Here is an 18,104-nt window from a genome sequence, read left to right as displayed (position 1 = left end):
ATGCGGCCGGCCGGGCCGCGCCGCCGCGCACGGCGGCGGGCGGAGCGCCGGCAGCGGGCGAGGGCGGCACCGCCACCGCGCTGTACGAGAACCTGACCACCTGGAATTTCGGCAAGCTGCCCGAATTGCTCGAAATCCGCCGGCGCGGCCAGACGCTGTATGGCTACCCGGCGCTGGTCGACCGGGGCGCGCATTGCGACGTCGAGGTGTTCGATTCGCCCGAGGAAGCGGCGCGCATCCACCGCGCCGGGCTGCGCCGCCTGTTCGCGCTGCAACTGAAGGAGCCGATCCGCTTCCTGGAGAAGAACCTGCCGGGGCTGCGCGAGATGGCGATGCAATACATGACGCTCGGCACCCAGGACGAACTGCGCGACCAGTTGATCGACACCGCGCTCGACCGCGCCTGCCTGCAGGACCCGCTGCCCGACGACGATGCCAGCTTCCATGCACGCCGCGACGAGGGGCGCAGCCGCCTGAACCTGCTCGCGCAGGAGATCGCGCGGCTGGTGGGCGGGATCCTGGCCGAGTACGCCTCGCTCGGCAAGAAGCTCGCGCAGGCCAAGCCGTTCGCGGCCGCCCACGCCGACATGGTGTCGCAGCTCGGCGCGCTGGTCGGCAAGCGCTTCGTGATCGACACGCCGTATCCGCAGCTCGCGCATTTCCCGCGCTACCTGAAGGGCATCGCGCTGCGCATCGACAAGCTGAAGGCCGACGCGACACGCGATGCGCGCCAACTGGCGGAGTTCGCGCCGCTTTCGCAGCACCATCAGCGGGCGCTGTCGCAGCGCGGCGGCGCGGCCGACGCGCGGCTGATCGAGTTCCGCTGGCTGCTCGAGGAACTGCGCATTTCGCTGTTCGCGCAGGAACTCCGCACGCCGATGCCGGTCTCGGTGAAGCGCCTGCACAAGGTCTGGGAATCGCTGCAACGCTGACGAAGCCGGCGAGGGGCGCGGAAAATCGAACGGGCTTCCGGTCAACCGGCGGCCCGTTCGAACGTTCTACAATGACGGTTGTTTCTCGACGTGAGTCTCCATGCGCAATTTCCTGTCCCTCGGTCGGGCCGCCCTGATGTTCGGCGCACTGACTGTCGCCGCGGCGCCCGCCGCGTTCGCCAATAACGTCATCGTGCTGAATTCGGCCGAGGCAACGCTGTCGCTGATCGATCAGAACACGCATCAGGTGGTCGGCACGATGCCGACCGGCAAGGAGCCGCATCACTTGATGGCGGCGCCCGACAATTCGTCGCTGATCGTCGCCAATTCGGTCTCGAACAGCCTGATGTTCCTCGACCCGCGCACCGGCGCGCTGCAACGCACGGTCGAAGGCATCGACGATCCCTACCAGCTCGGCTTCTCGCCCGATCGCAAATGGTTCGTGGCGGCCGGCCTGCGGCTCGATCGCGTCGATATCTACAGCTACGACGGCCATGACGTGCACCTCGCCAAGCGCGTGCCGCTGCAGGTGATGCCGAGCCATCTGGCATTTCCGGACGCCCGCACCGTGCTGGTGTCGCTGCAGGTGTCGGGCGAACTGGCCGCCATCGACCTGCCGACGCAAACCGTCAAATGGAAGATGAAGGTCGGCAAGGTGCCGGCCGGCCTGTGGATGACGCCCGGCAACAAGTACGTGCTGATCGGCATGACCGGTGCCGATTACGTGGCGGTGGTCGACTGGCGCAACCAGAAGGTCGTCAAGACCATCCCCACCGGCAAGGGCGCGCACAACTTCCGCTCGCTTGACGACGGCACCCACGTGGCCGTGACGAATCGGGTCGCGAACACCATCAGCATCATCGACGAGAACACGCTGACCAACGTCGGCGAAATCTCGGGCCTGCTGCCCGGGCCGGACGACATGGAACTGTCGGCCGACCGCAAGACCCTGTGGGTCACGTTCCGCTTCGCCAAGAAGGTCGGCGTGATCGACCTGGCGAGCCGCCGCCTGATCCAGACGATTCCGGTCGGCCGGTCGCCGCACGGCATCTATTTCTTCGACCGCGCGCCGGTGACGGCGCCGAACGGCGCCTGACGGCGCGGGAGCGCAGATGTATCACGCGATCGCCACGATGCTCGACACGTTCGTGTCGAACCTGCAGACCTGGCTGTACGTCGATATCGTGCAGCCGACGCTGTTCAAGTTCGACCTGATGGATTACGACGAGGACACCTACGACGCGCTGTACTGGGTCATCATCGGCGCGCTGCAGGTGGTGGTGATGTTCGTGCTGCTGCGCCCGCTGGAGGCGTTGCGTCCCGCCGAAACGTGGCAGCACCGCCGCGAGACGCGCGTCGACGTGCTCTACACGCTGATCGCCAAGCTCGGCATCTTCACGCTGTTCTTCTTCTTCGTGATGCAGCCGTTCTTCGACCAGTTCCAGTCGTGGCTGCGCATGAAGGGCGTCGCGAACTACAACCTCGACGCGCTGTGGCCGGGCGTGACGTCGCAGCCGCTGGTCGCGTTCGTGATCTACCTGGTCGTGATCGATTTCGCCGGCTACTGGTATCACCGCTGGCAGCACCGGTTCGGCGTCTGGTGGGAACTGCACGCCGTGCATCACAGCCAGCGCCAGATGTCGCTGTGGACCGACGACCGCAATCACCTGCTCGACGATCTGATCCAGGGCTGCTTCTTCGCCGCGATCGCGCTCGTGATCGGCGTGCCGCCGTCGCAGTTCGTGGTGCTGACGGCCCTGTCGAATTTCATCCAGAGCGTTCAGCATACGAACGCGCGCCTGCCGTTCGGATGGCTCGGCGAGCGCCTGCTCGTCAGCCCGACGTTCCATCGCCGCCATCATGCGGTCGGATACGGCCATGAGGGCACGGCCTACGGCTGCAATTTCGGCGTGCTGTTCCCGTGGTGGGACATGCTGTTCCGCACCGCCTCCTGGAACAAGACGCCCGAGCCGACCGGCATTCGCGAGCAGTACCAGGGCGTGTCGTACGGCGAAGGCTTCTGGTCGCAACACTGGCTCGCGATGGTGCGGATCGTGAAACGCGTCGTGCAGCGCAAGCCGCGGGTGTCGTCGGCCGAAACGGCCTGACGACGCCTTGCGCCGCCCGCCGGCCAGCGTGGGCGGCGGATAGCTGGCGGGGGCGATCACCGCGCGCATGCGGTTTTGGCGCCGAGGCGCGCAGTGGTTTATGCTTGGGGCCGCCTTTACCCCATTTCTCCACGTACCCGCCCGCATGACCGATCTGCTGCGCTCCTTCGGCCGGGCATTCGCAAGCGCGCTGCACCCGCGGATGCTCTGGCTCACGTTCCTGCCATTCGTCGTCGCCGCGCTCGGCTGGGGCCTCGTGCTCTGGTTCGCCTGGCAGCCGCTGGTGGGCCTCGCGCGCGTCGCGCTCGACGGCTTCATGCTGACCTCCTGGCTCTACCGCTTCTTCTCGTCGATCGGCGTGCCGCAACTGCATGCGGTGGTGGCGCCGTTCGTGGTGGTGTCGGCCGCGATCCCGCTGATCGTGCTGACGGTGCTGCTGCTGATCGCCGGCATCTCGATGCCGGTCGTGATCGGCCACCTGTCGCGGCGCCGGTTCGCCCAGCTCGAACAGAAGCGCGGCGGCACCTGGTACGGCAGCGCGGTCAATGCCGTCTGGACGGCGCTGGTCAGCATCATGGTGCTGGTCGTGACGCTGCCGCTCTGGCTGATCCCGCCGTTCTTCGCGCTGCTGCCGCCGCTGATCTGGGGCTGGCTGACCTATCGCGTCATGAGCTACGACGCGCTCGCGCTGCACGCGGGCGCGGACGAGCGGCGCGCGCTGATGCGCCGGCATCGCTGGCCGCTGCTCGGCATCGGCATCGCGAGCGGCCTGCTCGGCACGGTGCCGACCTTCGTATGGGTATCGTCGATCTGGACGATGGTGCTGTTCCCGTTCGTCGCGGCGGCGATGATCTGGGTCTACGCGTTCATCCTCGTCTTCTCGGCCCTGTGGTTCGGTTTCTATTGCCTGCACGCGCTGCAGGATCAGCGCGCGGCCGCCGCCGCGCAGTCACACGCACTGACGAGGCAAGCATGAGCATCGGCATCATCATCATCGGCGACGAAATCCTCTCCGGCCGCCGCCAGGACAAACATCTCTCGAAGCTGATCGAATTGCTCGGCGCACGCGGGCTCGCGCTCGACTGGGCCGAATACGTCGGCGATTCGCGCGAGCGGATCACGGCCACGCTCGCGCGCGCGTTCGCGGCCGGCGACATCGTGTTCTCGACGGGCGGCATCGGCGCGACGCCGGACGACCACACCCGCCAGTGCGCGGCCGCCGCGCTCGGCGTGCCGCTCGAACTGCATCCCGAGGCGAAAGTGCTGATCTCGGAGCGGATTCGCGACACGCACACCGATACCGCCAAGCCGGTCGATCTCGATTCGCCCGAGAATCGCCATCGCTTCGAGATGGGCACGTTCCCGCGCGGCGCCAGCATCATCCCGAACGGCTACAACAAGATTCCGGGTTTTTCGTACGGCGACGTGCACTTCGTGCCCGGTTTCCCGGTCATGGCCTGGCCGATGATGGAATGGGTGCTCGATACGAAGTACGCGCATCTGCACCATGCGACGCCGTTCGCCGAGCGTTCGGTGCTGGTGTTCGAATTGCCGGAATCCACGCTGACGCCGCTGATGGAGCAGATCGAGCGCGATTTCCCGGGCGTGCGCGTGTTCAGCCTGCCGAGCGTGGGCGATGCCGAGCGCGGTGGCGTGTATGCGCGCCGCCATATCGATCTGGGCGTGAAGGGCGAGCCGGAGGCGGTGGCCGCCGCGTTCGTCAAGCTGCGCGAGGGCGTTCATCATCTGGGCGGCGACATCGTCGAGCCCGACGCGGCGCATTGATGCGCCAGCGGCCCCGGCCGGGGCCGCATCGTTGTTGCGTTTCGAACTTGCACACGCAAAACGAAACGGGCCGCATCGCGCGGCCCGTCATCCCGGTGTCATCGCCCGGCAGGACGATAGACAGCGACGCTCAAGCGCCGATCCAGGGCAGCTTGCGATAGCACCAGCCTTCGACCGTCTTCCGATGACCCTGCCCGTCCTTCGCACCCTCGAAGCCTTCCAGAATGTCGAACGCGCGGGTCAGGCCCGCCTGCGTGGCGGCGACCGCCGCCAGCTTCGAGCGCGCCGCGCTGCGGCACAGCAGCAGCACCGGCGTGCCGGCGTCGGCCACGTCCTTCAGTTGCGCGATGAAATCGGGGTTCGGCACGCCGCCCGGGTAGCGCGTCCATTCGATATGCACGTACTGGCCGTCGCCGACGAGCGGGCGGCCGATCCAGTCGAGCTCGGCGCGCGTGCGCACGTCGACGAGCCGCGCGGCCGGATCGAGCTGCAGCAGTTCGAAGCTTTCGGCCGGCGACAGCGCCCCGGCGTATTGAAGCTTGCCTTCGGTGCGGCGCGCGTCGGCTTGCGCGTAGAGCTGGTCGAGCGTGGTCATGGCGGGGAGGTCTCCTCCGGATCAAACAGCCATTCTAGCGCGCCGGGCACCGCGCACGTGCGGCCCGCCGAGGCGCCGACGGCATGCTTGCCGGCAGCGCGTATCGGCACCGAATTGGTGCCGATTTTTCCTGTCGAAATAAATTTGCATCGAGTTAGTGCAATTTTGGGATTTTTGCCTATATTTGGTGCGTGCCATGCGCCGCGCCGGGCAGGCAAAGCCCCGAAAGCGCGCGGGACGGCCCTGTCCCGGCGCGGGTTGTGGCCCTTCGCGCCGAACTGGCGCATGGGTGGCATGGAAGCTGCTTTATATGCATCGGTCAAGTCGGCCCGTCGCAGCGCTCAAGTACGGAAGCCGGCCTCATCCGCTTAACGGAGGCGGTCCCAGTCCGCCGGAATTGTTCAAATCAGGAGAAGAGGTTATGAGTAAAACCGTCGCCGACGTCATGCAGCTCGTGAAGGACGAGGACGTCAAGTTTGTCGATTTCCGCTTCACGGATACGCGCGGCAAGGAGCAGCACGTGTCGGTGCCGGTGTCGGCGTTCGACGAAGACAAGTTCGAAAGCGGCCACGCATTCGACGGTTCGTCGATCGCGGGCTGGAAGGGGATCGAAGCGTCGGACATGCTGCTGATGCCGGATCCGAGCGCCGCATTCGTCGACCCGTTCTATGAAGAGTCGACCCTGGTTCTGACCTGCGACGTGGTCGAGCCGGCTGACGGCAAGGGCTACGAGCGCGACCCGCGTTCGCTCGCCAAGCGCGCGGAAGCCTACCTGAAGAGCACGGGCATCGGCGACACGGCCTACTTCGGTCCGGAACCGGAATTCTTCATTTTCGACTCGGTCCAGTGGAGCACGGACATGTCGGGCACCTTCGTGAAGATCAATTCCGAAGAAGCCCCGTGGTCGTCGGGCAAGGATTTCGAAGGCGGCAACACGGGCCACCGTCCGGGCACCAAGGGCGGCTACTTCCCGGTCGCGCCGGTCGACACGTTCCAGGACATCCGTTCGGAAATGTGCCTGTTGCTCGAACAGATCGGCATCCCGGTCGAAGTGCACCACCACGAAGTGGCGGGCCAGGGCCAGAACGAAATCGGCACGAAGTTCTCGACGCTGGTCGAGCGCGCCGACTGGACGCAATGGCTGAAGTACATCGTGCACAACGTTGCGCACTCGTACGGCAAGACGGCCACGTTCATGCCGAAGCCGGTGGTGGGCGACAACGGTTCGGGCATGCACGTTCACCAGTCGATCTGGAAGGACGGCCAGAACCTGTTCGCGGGCAACGGCTACGCCGGCCTGTCGGAAACGGCGCTGTTCTACATCGGCGGCATCATCAAGCACGCCCGTGCCCTGAACGCGATCACGAACCCGACGACGAACTCGTACAAGCGTCTGGTCCCGCACTACGAAGCACCGGTCAAGCTGGCCTACTCGGCACGCAACCGCTCGGCCTCGATCCGCATTCCGCACGTGTCGAACCCGAAGGGTCGCCGTATCGAAACGCGCTTCCCGGACCCGATGGCCAACCCGTACCTGTGCTTCTCGGCGCTGCTGATGGCAGGTCTGGACGGCATCCAGAACAAGATCCATCCGGGCGAAGCTGCCGACAAGAACCTGTACGACCTGCCGCCGGAAGAGGATGCAAAGATCCCGACCGTCTGCGCGGGCCTGGACCAGGCACTCGAGGCACTCGACAAGGATCGCGAATTCCTGACGCGCGGTGGCGTGTTCACGGATGCGATGATCGACGCGTACCTGGGCCTGAAGGAACAGGAACTCGCGAAGTTCCGCATGACGACGCACCCGATCGAGTTCGAGATGTACTACTCGCTGTAAGCGTGACGATGGCGCTTCGTCACGTCATCGAACGAAGCGCCGTCCTGTCGTCGGCTTGCCGGGAGCGAAACACGCCCGGCGGCCGCGGCTACACGAAAGGGACGGCTCCCGGCCGTCCCTTTTTCATTGCACGGTTTCTCAAGACAAACGCGAGCATCCACGCAAGATGGTTCTGAAGAATCTGATCAAGGCCAGGGCAGGACAGCCGGAGCGGCTGTCGGAAGACGAGCGGTTGCTGCGCTCGGGGCTGCTGACCGGTCTCGAGGCGTTGCCGACGGTCGTGCTGGTGATCGATCGCCGCACGCTGCAGATTGCGTTCGCGAACCCGTCCGCCGAATCGATGCTCGACATTTCGCGCCGCCAGCTCGCGCAGATGCCGTGGAGCGACCTGTTCCCGAATTCGATGGAACTCGCCACCACCATCACCGCGATCGGCGAAGGGCGTTTTCACGCCACCCATCTCGACACGGTGCTCGAACGGCCGGGCCGCGAGGCGCTGCATGTGCATGCGATCGTCGGTTTTCTCGAGGGTGCGCCCGATTACGTGCTGGTCGAGCTGTTCGAGAACGAACGGCAATCGCGCACCGACCGCGAGGAGCGCATTCACGACCTCACGGCCGTCAACAAGCACCTGATCCGCAATCTCGCGCACGAGATCAAGAATCCGCTCGGCGGCATTCGCGGCGCGGCGCAACTGCTCGAATTCGAATTGAGCGAGCGCGAGCGCGGCGAGCTGCGCGAGTACACGCAGGTCATCATCAAGGAATCCGACCGGCTGCAGACGCTGGTCGACCGGCTGCTCGAACCGCACCGGCATCCGCACATCGTCGGCGACGTCAACGTGCACGAAGTGTGCGAGCGGGTGCGCGCCGTGATGCTGGCCGAGTTTCCGCGCGGCCTGACGATCGAGCGCGACTACGACGTCAGCGTGCCCGACCTGCGCGGCGACAAGGAGCAACTGATCCAGGCGCTGCTGAACATCGTGCGCAATGCCGCGCAGGCGCTGCGCGAGCGCATCGCGCAGGGCGACGCGCGCATCGAGTTGCGCACCCGCATCGCGCGCAAGATCACGATCGGCAAGAAGCTGTTCAAGCTGGCGCTGGATCTCCACGTCATCGACAACGGCCCCGGCATTCCCGAGGAGATTCGCGACCGGATTTTCTACCCGCTGGTTTCGGGCCGTGAAGACGGCAGCGGCCTCGGCCTCACGCTCGCGCAAACCTTCGTGCAGCAGCACGAAGGCACGATCGAGGTGGAAAGCCGGCCGGGCCGAACCGAATTTCAGATTTTGTTGCCGCTCGATCATTGAGCGGCCTTGCAGCGACTCACCGATACATCTGACCGACCTATGAAGCCGATCTGGATAGTAGACGACGACCAATCGATCCGCTGGGTGCTCGAAAAGGCACTCGCGCGCGACAGCTTCGCAACCCGAAGCTTCTCGAATGTGCGTGATGCGCTGGCCGCGCTCGACCACGAAACCCCGCAAGTGCTGGTATCCGACATCCGGATGCCGGGCGGTTCCGGGCTCGAACTGCTGCAGGCGATGCACGAGCGGCTGCCCGGGCTGCCCGTCATCATCATGACCGCGTTCTCGGACCTCGACAGCGCGGTGGCCGCCTTCCAGGGCGGCGCCTTCGAATATCTCGCCAAGCCGTTCGACGTCGACAAGGCGGTCGAGCTGATCCGGCGCGCCGTCGAGGAAAGCCTGCGCGGCGGCGTGCCCGAGGACGACAAGCTCGCCGACGCGCCCGAGATGCTCGGCCAGGCGCCGGCCATGCAGGACATGTTCCGCGCGATCGGCCGCCTGTCGCACTCGGCCGCCACGGTGCTGATCACCGGCGAATCGGGCACCGGCAAGGAGCTGGTGGCCCGTGCGCTGCACCGGCACAGCCCGCGCGCCAACGGCCCGTTCATCGCGCTGAACACCGCGGCGATCCCGAAGGATCTGCTCGAATCCGAACTGTTCGGCCATGAGCGCGGTGCGTTCACTGGCGCGCAGACCACCCGCCAGGGCCGCTTCGAGCAGGCCGAGAACGGCACGCTGTTTCTCGACGAAATCGGCGACATGCCGTTCGACCTGCAGACGCGCCTGTTGCGCGTGCTGTCGGACGGCCAGTTCTATCGCGTCGGCGGCCACAATCCGCAGCGCGCGAACGTGCGGGTGATCGCGGCCACGCACCAGAACCTCGAATCGCGCGTGCGTCAGGGCCTGTTCCGCGAGGACTTGTATCACCGTCTCAACGTGATCCGGCTGCGCCTGCCGGCGCTGCGCGAGCGCAGCGAGGACATCGCGCTGCTCACGCGCCACTTCCTGCAGAAGAGCGCGCGCGATCTGGGTGTCGAGCCCAAGCGCGTGGCGGACGAGGCGCTGGCCTATCTGACCTCGCTGCCGTTCCCGGGCAATGTGCGCCAGCTCGAGAATCTCGCGAACTGGCTGACCGTGATGGCGCCGGCGCAGACGGTCGAGATCAAGGATTTGCCGCCTGATCTCGGCCCCGCGCAGGCCGCCCACGGCGAAGGCCTGACACCGGCGACGATTGCGGTCAGCACCGACGCGTTGCCGAACGGCATGGCCGCCGCCACGCTGCCCGGCGCACCGGTCGCAAGCGGCGCGGTGGCCGCGCCCGCGTCGAGCAACCCGGTATGGGAGCAAGGCTTGCGCAGCGAAGTCGCGCGCTTGCTGCGCGAGAACTCGGCCGATGTGATGGACGAACTGGCGCGCCGTTTCGAGGCCGCCGTGATCCGCGAGGCGCTCGACTTCACGCGCGGCCGCAAGGTCGAAGCCGCCGAGCGGCTCGGTATCGGCCGCAACACCATCACGCGCAAGATCCAGGAACTGCATCTGGAGCCGTGATGCGGCGGGCGCGGTGCGCGGCGGCCATCGGCTGCCGCGTGCCGGCCGCCGCTTGCTTGCGTTCGCGCGGGCTCTTCGTCTCCAGGGCACTTTTCCGCTGCCCGCATCGCGATCGGACATAATTGGGGTTTGCTTTCAGTCCGAACCTCTCGATGTCCGATACGTCCCACTGGCCCGACGGGCCGGATCCGTTCAAATTCCTCGAATCGCTCGACAGCCGCCGTGCCCGCACCTGGGTCGACGAGCAGAACGCGCGCACCCATGCCGCGCTGCGCAACGATGCGGCGTTCACCGCGCTGTCGGCGCGGCTCGCCAAGGCCTATCTGCCGCGCGAGCGGCCGGTGATTCCGGCGCGCTGGCGCGACTGGGCCTACGACCTCTGGCAGGACGACCTGCATCCGAAGGGCCTCTGGCGCCGCGCGCGCTGGGACGACTGGCGCGCCGGCCGGCCGGACTGGCAGGTGCTGCTCGACGTCGATGCGCTCGGCGCGCAGGAGCACGAATCGTGGGTGTTCGAGCAGGATGCGATCCTCTATCCCGATGGGGATCGCGCGCTGCTGTCGCTGTCGCCGGGGGGCGCCGATGCGGTCGTGATCCGCGAGTTCGACCTCGAACGGCGCTGCTTCGTCGAGGACGGTTTCCGCATCGACGAGCCCGGCAATCACACCGTCGATTGGATCGACCGGGATACCGTCTACGTGAGCTGGGAACGCGACGAGGATGCCGTCACCGACGCCGGCTACCCGTACGAGGCGCGGCGCTGGACGCGCGGCACGCCGCTCGACGCCGCCCCGGTGGTGTTTCGCGGCGAGCGCGACGACATCAGCGCCGGCGCCGGCTTCGACCCGGTGGAGGGGCGCCATACGGCCTGGCGCAGCGTCGATTTCTTCGACGTGCACACCTACCGGCTCGGCGCGGGCGGCGAATGGCTGCGCTACGACGTGCCCGCGCAGGTGGGGGTGGGCTTCTGGCACGGCTGGCTGGTGCTGGAGCCGCGCCTCGACTGGGCGTGCGAGGGCGCGTTGCATGCCGGCGGATCGCTGCTGGCGATTCGCGAGGACGCGTTCCTGGCCGGTTCGCGCACGTTCACCACGCTGTTCGCGCCGGGGCCGTCCACCTCCGCCTGCACCTGGACGCATACGCACACCACGCTGATCGCCAGTTGGCTCGACGACGTGCGCAACCGCACGCTGCTCTGGCAGCCTGTGCAGGATGCGGCCGGCCAGTGGCAGTGGACCTCGCGCGCGTTCGCCTGGCCGAAGGAGGCCGAGATCGACATCGAGCCGATCGAATCGAACCTGAACGACGAGATCTTCGTCGATGTCGATACCTTCCTCGATCCGCCCGAATGCTGGCTCGCCGATCTGGCCGACCGCGCCGACGATGCCGCGTCGCGCCGCGTGCTGCTCGATCGCCCGCCCGTGCAATTCGATGCGAGCGAACTCGTGGTGCGCCGCGCCGTGACGCGCTCGCGCGACGGCACCGAGGTGCCCTACACGTTGATCGGTCCGCGCGACGCGCTCGACGGCATGACCGACGCGGCCGGGCAGGTGCGGCGCACGGCGCGGCCTTGCTTGTTGTCCGGTTATGGTGGTTTCGCGATTCCGAACCTGCCGGCCTACAGCGACGCGCTCGGCATCGCCTGGCTCGAACGCGGCGGCGTGGCGGCGTTCGCGCATATTCGCGGCGGCGGCGAGTTCGGCTCGCGCTGGCATACCGATGCACAACGCGAGCATCGCCAGCGCTCGTTCGACGATTTCATCGCGGTGGCCGAGCATCTGGCCGCAAGCGGTGTGACGACGGCCGCGCAGCTCGGCATCGAGGGCGGCAGCAACGGCGGCCTGCTGGTCGCGGCCTGCATGGTGCAGCGCCCCGAACTGTTCGGCGCGGTGCTGTGCCAGGTGCCGCTGCTCGACATGCGGCGTTATCCGAAGCTGCATGCGGGCGCGGCCTGGCTCGACGAATACGGCGACCCCGACGATGCGCAGCAGGGCGCCGCGCTCGCGGCCTATTCGCCGTACCACCGCGTGCGTGGCGATGTGATGTATCCGCCGTTGCTGCTGGCGACCTCGACGCGTGACGATCGGGTGCATCCGGCGCATGCGCGCAAGATGGCCGCGCTGATGCAGTCGCTCGGTCACGAGCAGGTGTGGTATTGGGAAAATACCGATGGTGGCCACGGCAGTGCCGACGATCTCGAACGCGCGCAATCCGATGCGGCCGATTTCGGGTTTTTGTGGGCGCATCTGGGGCCGGCGCCGGAGCGGGGGTGAGACAGGCGGTGCGGCGAGCCGGCTAGCCGCGCTCCGTCACCCGGCGTTTCACCCGCATGCGGCCCGGCGGCTCGAAGTACGTACCGAACCGCACCAGCCCGGCCTTCTTCAGATGGCATGTCATCTCGAAGTTGACCAGCACGCCCGGATCGTCGTTGTCGAGCAGGTCGATGTCGATCGAGCGGATGCGCGGCTCGTATTTCAGGAGCGTCGTTTCCATCTGCTGCCGGAGCAGATGGGCCGAGGCCGGCAGCGCCTTGTAGATGTTGGTCAGATCGGGTAACCCGTAGTCGGGCAGATGCTTGAGCGCCCCCGCACGCGTGTTCAGAATCCGTTGCACGTTGTGCTGCACGCTCATGCATTCGAGCGTCCGGCCGTCGTAGGCGTCGAGCGGCTCGCCGCCGATCTGGCCGAGCAACATGTCGTAGAGCGAGGGGCCTGCCTGCATGGTGTGGCCTCTCGCTATGCCGTGACGCACGTGGCAGCCTGTCGGTCGATGAAGTCGATCGTCAGGTCGCCGGTGTCCGAGCTCGACAGCAGGATGGCCGAGGGCGCGGTGCCGCTGGCCATGCGCGCCAGCAATTCACGCGATACGGCCGGCAGGACCCGCTGATTGAGAAACGCATCGACGTTGCGGGCGCCGGATTCGCGTGCGAGGCAACGCTCGGCCAGCGCGCCGATCAGCGCTTCGTCGCAGCGTAGTTCGACGTCGTGCTGCCGGCGCAGGCGCTCGGCGATCTTCGCGAGCTTGAGCCGCACGATCGAGGCCAGGGCATCGGCATCGAGCGGGCGGTAGACGAGCGACTGGAAGCGCGCGAGCAACGCGGGCTGGAAGTGCGCCACCAACTGCGGGTGAATGGCGTCGAGCAACGCCGGCTGGGCGATGCCGGGTTCGTCTGCGGTGAGCGCGTCGATCCGGGCGCTGCCCAGGTTCGAGGTCATCAGGATCACGCAGTGGCGGAAGTCGATCTCGCGCCCCTCGCCGTCGCGCATCGTGCCGCGATCGAACACCTGGTAGAACATGTCGAGCACGTCGCGGTGAGCCTTCTCGACTTCGTCGAGCAGCACGACGCCGTAGGGACGTTGCCGCACGGCTTCGGTCAGGATGCCGCCGCGGCCGTAGCCGACATAACCCGGCGGCGCTCCCTTCAATTGCGACACCGAGTGCGCTTCCTGGTATTCCGACATGTTGAGGGTGGTGAGCGCGGCTTCGCCGCCGAACATCAGGTCGGCCAGCGCCAGCGCCGTTTCGGTCTTGCCGACGCCCGACGGCCCGACCAGCAGAAACACGCCCAGCGGCGCATGTTCGCTCTTGAGGCCGGCTTTCGCCGTGCGCAGGCTTTCCGCGAGCGCCGCCAGCGCATCGTCCTGCGCCACCACGCGCGCGCTCAGCTGCCGTTCGAGGTTCAGCAGGCGCAGCAGCTCGTCCTCCATCAGGTTGCCGACCGGCACGCCCGTCCATTCCGCGACGACGCGCGCCACGGCCGCCGCGTCGACATCCACGAAGACCAGCGGCGTCTTGCCCTGACGGTCGGCCAACTGGCGTGTTGCTTCGTCGAGGGAGGCGGTATCGGGCGGCGTGCCGTTTTCGCGGCGTTCGGCGCGATGCTGGTGGATCAGGCGGACCCAAGCGAGTTCGTCGGCATGGCGGGCTTGTGCGCTCGCGAGGTTGTCGCGCGCATCGGCCAACGCGTTCGCCAGCATCGTGCGACGCATCGCGATATCGCCGCCGCCTGCCCGTGCATCGGCATCGAGCGTCGCCTGCTCCAGTTCGAGTGCGCGGATCGTGGCCGCCGCCCGTTGCAATTCGGCGGGCGGCGATTCGAGCCCGATCCGTACGCGTGCGGCGGCCGTGTCGATCAGGTCCACCGCCTTGTCCGGCAGTTGCCGGGCGGGGAGATAGCGACGCGACAGCTTCACGGCCGCGACCAGCGCGTCGTCGCGAATATGCACGTCGTGATAGTGCGCGTAGCGCGGCTTCAGGCCGCGCAACATCAGGCAGGCGGCTTCGTCGTCGGGCTCGTCGACCTTGATGAGCTGGAAGCGGCGTTCGAGCGCGGCGTCGCGCTCGAAGAATGCCTTGTATTCCGACCAGGTGGTGGCGGCGATCGTGCGGAGTTCGCCGCGTGCGAGCGCGGGCTTGAGCAGGTTCGCGGCGTCGGCGCCGCCGGGCGCGTTGCCCGCGCCGATCAGGGTGTGCGCTTCGTCGATGAAGAGCAGAACCGGCACGGGCGAGGCCCGAACCTCGTCGATGACGTTCTTCAGGCGCTGCTCGAACTCCCCCTTCACGCCGGCGCCGGCTTGCAGCAGGCCCAGGTCGAGCGTCAGGATGCGTACGTCGCGAATCACGTTCGGCACGCTCCCTTCGGCGACACGCAGCGCCAGGCCTTCGACCAGCGCCGTCTTGCCGACGCCGGGCTCGCCGACGAGGATCGGGTTGTTCTTGCGCCGCCGTGCGAGCACGTCGACCATCTGCTGGATTTCGCGATCGCGGCCGAGCACCGGGTCGATGGTGCCGGCGCGCGCCATGGCGGTCAGGTCGGTCGCGAAGCGTGTGAGGGCGTCGCCGTCCGTGGTGCGATGGGGGCTCGGCGTAGCGGCGGCCGCGTGCGTGGACGTTTCCGGGGTGGGGCTGTCCGATTGCGCCATGGCTTGATCGTCAGCGCTGGTCTCGATGTCGTCCGGTCGTGCGCTCTCGCAGGACCGATGTGCCAGGCGCGGCAGAAGGCGGCGGATCTGTGCGCTGCCGATGGACAGCAGCGGCCAGGCATGGTGCGTACGCAGCACATGCGGCGTATCGACGATCGCCTGCAGCAGATTGCCGGACCGGATCGGCGCTTCATCGGCGTCAGACGCGGCGTGCTGCCATGCATCCTGAAGCACGGTCGCCAGTTGCGGCGAGAGGGCGGGCTTGCCGCGCAGGTTGCGGGGCAGATGCGCGATCGAGGCGAGCAGGGCATCCCAGAGGCTATCGAGATCGACGTCGTAGTGCCGGAGAATGGCCGGGATGTCGCCGTCGCGTGCTTCGATCAGCTTCAGCAGCCAATGCTCGACCGTGATTTCGTCCGCGAGACGCGTCTGGCACAGGCTGACGGCGGCTTCGAGCGCCTGGGCACAGTGCGGGTTGAGCCGGCGGAGCAGGTGAGTCGTGTCTCGGGAGGTCATGTCGGTGTAGGGGGCCGGAAAGACAGGGGCCGTAGTGGGAGGCCGGGCGTGCCTTGGTAAAAAAAGCCAACCTGAACGCGTCAGGCTGGCCAGGGAACCGCCAGGGGGCTGGCGGTTCGATCACGAGGTAACGCGCTCAGGAGCGCTCGTTCCAGCTGTCCTTGTGGATGATGTTGCCGTCCTTGTACGACCAGGTGATCGTTTCGTAGCGCAACTCGATTTTTTCGAGGTGGTTGTGCTTCTCGTAGGCCGGGTTCTTGATGTCGTGCATGACCGGATTCACGGCGACGACCTTCACGTTGTCGAGTTGCGTGTTGAAGTACTCCTTCTCCTTGCCGGCGTCGTCGATCCTGTACCACTTGATCTCGACCGACTTGAGCGTCTGGCCGCTCGTCACGGCCTTGTACAGATACGGCGTCGACGCATCGGTTTCCTTCGTCAACGTAATCGGCTTATGAACCCGCGTGCCGGTCAGCTTGCCGGTATTGCCGTCGGTCGGGATATGCACGCCGTGGTCGAACGCGACCAGCTCGACGCTGCCTTCGCGATCCTGCACCGTCACCGAACCCTTGATATCGGCGCCGCCATCGTCCTTGAGCCACATGTAGGCCGGAATTGCCATCTTCTTACTCCCTGTTCGCACTACTTATCTTGCCCGGAGCCAGCCTCCGGGCTTCCCAAACCCTCGATCAGAACGCGTCGGGGGCCCAATCGGTTGTTGACTGCCTCGCATCCGGAACCAGGGTGATTTCCACGCGGCGGTTCCGGGCGCGTCCGTCGGGCGTGGCGTTGCTCGCGATCGGCCGCGTCATGCCGTAGCCCTGGATGGCAAAGCGCGTGGCCGGGATGCCCGATGCGTCGACCAGCCAGTCGCGCACGGCCTGCGCGCGTGCCGTGGAAAGCGCTTCGTTGCTGCCGGGGCTGCCGACGTCGTCGGTGTAGCCGGCGACGAGAATCCGCTTGTGGGGATGCGCCTTGATCATGTCGAGCGCGCCGATCATTGCGCGGTTCGAGCCGGGCTTCAGGCGCGCGCGGCCGCTGTCGAACAGCGACATGCTGTCGAGCGTGACGACGGCGGGCGGCGCAGGCGGTGGCGGTGGCGGCGGTGGCATGTACGAGGCGATCGCGTCGTTCAAGGCCGGCAACAGCGCCGCGCCGCGATACATGCCGAATGACAGGTACAGCGGTGTACCGGCACGCGCATAGCGGTCGAGCTGGTCCCGGTGCGCGACCAGCACGCGCCACGCATCGCGTCTTGCCGCATCGTGATCGGCCGGGATCGCCGAGTAGCGGCCGAGATCGGTGTCGATGCGCTTCATCAGGCTTTCGTTGTTGTTCGCCGCGCCCCAAGTCGCGACGGTCGCCGCACAGGCCAGCAGGGCGAGCGCGTGGCCTGCGGCGGCCAGGCGCGGCGATCTCCAGTGTCGCGGCGGCATCGCTTCGATCAGCGGCTGCGGCAGTGGCCACGGCGTTGGCGAGGCCGAGGAGGCCGCGCGCGCTACCCGGGTCCGCATCTCGACATCGCGCGCCCACGGATTGCCCGGGTGGCTCGCGGGGCCGCAGTCGATCCAGCCGGCCCCGCACAGCAACCACGGCGGCGCTGGCTGTTGCCGATCGGTCAATGCGTCGAATACGGCGCGCCGTGTCCATGCGATGAGCGACGCCAGCGCGGCGGCGCGGGTCGCGGCGCCATGATCGCCGTTCGCTTGCAGGACTTCGCGTTCCGCCGCCCGTATCGCCGGCTCGAAGCATGCGTTGCCCGCCAGAGGCGCAGCCGAGGACATGCCGTACCACCGTGGTGGTGCCATACCGAAGGGGCCGGGCGCGAGCCGTTGATACACGGCGACATAGCCCGGCAGTCGCGTGCCCAGCATTCGGGCCGCGTCGCCGGTGGCTTGCCGAATGGCGCGCAACGTGTGCGTCACCACGTCGGCTTCCGCATGCAAGGCCGGTGCGACCGACAGCACGATGCCGTCGGGGGCGCGTCCGTCGCGCCATTGCCTGACTGCAACGGCAAGCTGCGGCAGGTCTTGCGGTCGATCCACGCGCAGCCAGATGGCGCCGTCGCCAATCAGCACATGCCGAATTTCGCCCGCTCGGTCGAACAACTCGGGCAGCCCGTCGCCGGTTACGAGCACGAGCGGCATGCGGGTGCGCAGCCTGATCGGCACGTCCGCCGTCGCGGCGCCCAGGGTGGAAAGCACGTGCGCGCTTTGGCGGCGCGCGCCGGCTATCCGGTGCGTGTGCCATCCGATCAGCGCGAACATGGCGAGCCCGACGATCGCCGACAGCGCCCAGGCGGTGCCGGCGTCGAGCCGAAGCACGCGCCAGATCACGGCGAGCGCCAGTGCTGCCGCGAACGCGACCACGAGGCGGGCCGGATATCCGAGCCCTTCGTGGCCGCGATCGGGTCGGCCGGATCGGCGCGTCGACGCCTCGGCGAGAGCAGAGAGGCCGGATTTCACGGGCGCGCGGCCTTGGCCGAAACGAGATGCGCAAGCTGCGCATCGAGTGCGCTGGACCACGCGCCCCACGTGATGGCCGCGACAACG

General features: G+C 67.3%; 14 protein-coding genes. 9 read left to right on the top strand and 5 right to left on the bottom strand.

Annotation, left to right across the window (positions count from 1 at the left end):
* From ACYP33_RS05145 to ACYP33_RS05125, 5 genes are all read left to right on the top strand, one after another.
* Positions 1-932: DUF3418 domain-containing protein (locus ACYP33_RS05145; protein ID WP_459620133.1), on the top strand; the 932-nt coding region annotated here is incomplete at its 5' end.
* A gap of 100 nt (positions 933-1,032) precedes the next feature.
* Complete coding sequence (locus ACYP33_RS05140) at positions 1,033-2,028, top strand: YVTN family beta-propeller repeat protein (RefSeq protein ID WP_459620131.1); 996 nt, start codon at positions 1,033-1,035, stop codon at positions 2,026-2,028.
* Positions 2,029-2,044: 16 nt separating this feature from the next.
* Positions 2,045-3,040, top strand: a complete 996-nt coding sequence (locus tag ACYP33_RS05135) for a sterol desaturase family protein (RefSeq protein WP_414451422.1) — start codon at positions 2,045-2,047, stop codon at positions 3,038-3,040.
* A gap of 145 nt (positions 3,041-3,185) precedes the next feature.
* The gene (locus tag ACYP33_RS05130; protein WP_459620129.1) at positions 3,186-4,016 is read left to right on the top strand and encodes an EI24 domain-containing protein; all 831 of its coding nucleotides are present in this window, start codon (positions 3,186-3,188) and stop codon (positions 4,014-4,016) included.
* A complete protein-coding gene (locus ACYP33_RS05125) occupies positions 4,013-4,825 on the top strand; it encodes a competence/damage-inducible protein A (RefSeq protein WP_414442563.1) in 813 nt (270 codons plus the stop codon). Before ACYP33_RS05130 ends, ACYP33_RS05125 begins: the two co-directional genes overlap by 4 nt.
* A 130-nt stretch (positions 4,826-4,955) precedes the next feature.
* Here ACYP33_RS05125 and ACYP33_RS05120 read toward each other — a convergent pair whose 3' ends face one another.
* The gene (locus ACYP33_RS05120; RefSeq protein WP_459620127.1) at positions 4,956-5,420 is read right to left on the bottom strand and encodes a rhodanese-like domain-containing protein; all 465 of its coding nucleotides are present in this window, start codon (positions 5,418-5,420) and stop codon (positions 4,956-4,958) included.
* A gap of 421 nt (positions 5,421-5,841) precedes the next feature.
* Between ACYP33_RS05120 and glnA the strand changes: the two genes are divergently transcribed.
* The 4 genes from glnA (at position 5,842) to ACYP33_RS05100 (ending at position 12,387) form a co-directional block, all read left to right on the top strand.
* Complete coding sequence (glnA, locus tag ACYP33_RS05115) at positions 5,842-7,257, top strand: type I glutamate--ammonia ligase (RefSeq protein ID WP_414442561.1); 1,416 nt, start codon at positions 5,842-5,844, stop codon at positions 7,255-7,257.
* Between the two features lie 166 nt (positions 7,258-7,423).
* On the top strand, positions 7,424-8,566 hold the full coding sequence (gene glnL / locus ACYP33_RS05110; RefSeq protein ID WP_414442560.1) for a nitrogen regulation protein NR(II): 1,143 nt from the start codon (positions 7,424-7,426) through the stop codon (positions 8,564-8,566).
* Positions 8,567-8,605: 39 nt separating this feature from the next.
* Positions 8,606-10,114 carry a nitrogen regulation protein NR(I) gene (gene ntrC, locus ACYP33_RS05105; protein WP_414442559.1) on the top strand — a complete coding sequence of 503 codons (1,509 nt, stop codon included), beginning with the start codon at positions 8,606-8,608 and terminating at the stop codon, positions 10,112-10,114.
* A 152-nt stretch (positions 10,115-10,266) separates the two neighbouring features.
* Complete coding sequence (locus tag ACYP33_RS05100; protein ID WP_459620124.1) at positions 10,267-12,387, top strand: prolyl oligopeptidase family serine peptidase; 2,121 nt, start codon at positions 10,267-10,269, stop codon at positions 12,385-12,387.
* 22 nt (positions 12,388-12,409) lie between these two features.
* On the opposite strand, the gene tssE is transcribed toward ACYP33_RS05100, so the two are convergent.
* The 4 genes from tssE to ACYP33_RS05080 all read right to left on the bottom strand — a co-directional run bounded on the left by tssE (position 12,410) and on the right by ACYP33_RS05080 (position 18,017).
* Complete coding sequence (tssE, locus tag ACYP33_RS05095; RefSeq protein WP_459620122.1) at positions 12,410-12,835, bottom strand: type VI secretion system baseplate subunit TssE; 426 nt, start codon at positions 12,833-12,835, stop codon at positions 12,410-12,412.
* A 14-nt stretch (positions 12,836-12,849) separates the two neighbouring features.
* Positions 12,850-15,552 carry a type VI secretion system ATPase TssH gene (gene tssH, locus ACYP33_RS05090; RefSeq protein WP_459620120.1) on the bottom strand — a complete coding sequence of 901 codons (2,703 nt, stop codon included), beginning with the start codon at positions 15,550-15,552 and terminating at the stop codon, positions 12,850-12,852.
* 136 nt (positions 15,553-15,688) lie between these two features.
* Positions 15,689-16,174 carry an Hcp family type VI secretion system effector gene (locus ACYP33_RS05085; protein WP_414442555.1) on the bottom strand — a complete coding sequence of 162 codons (486 nt, stop codon included), beginning with the start codon at positions 16,172-16,174 and terminating at the stop codon, positions 15,689-15,691.
* Positions 16,175-16,241: 67 nt separating this feature from the next.
* Positions 16,242-18,017: an OmpA family protein gene (locus ACYP33_RS05080; protein WP_459620118.1), complete on the bottom strand. Its 1,776-nt coding sequence runs from the start codon at positions 18,015-18,017 to the stop codon at positions 16,242-16,244.
* Between the last annotated feature and the right edge of the window lie 87 nt (positions 18,018-18,104).

This window comes from Burkholderia sp. 3C, from assembly GCF_054589155.1.
This window is presented reverse-complemented; position numbering and strand designations above follow the sequence as displayed.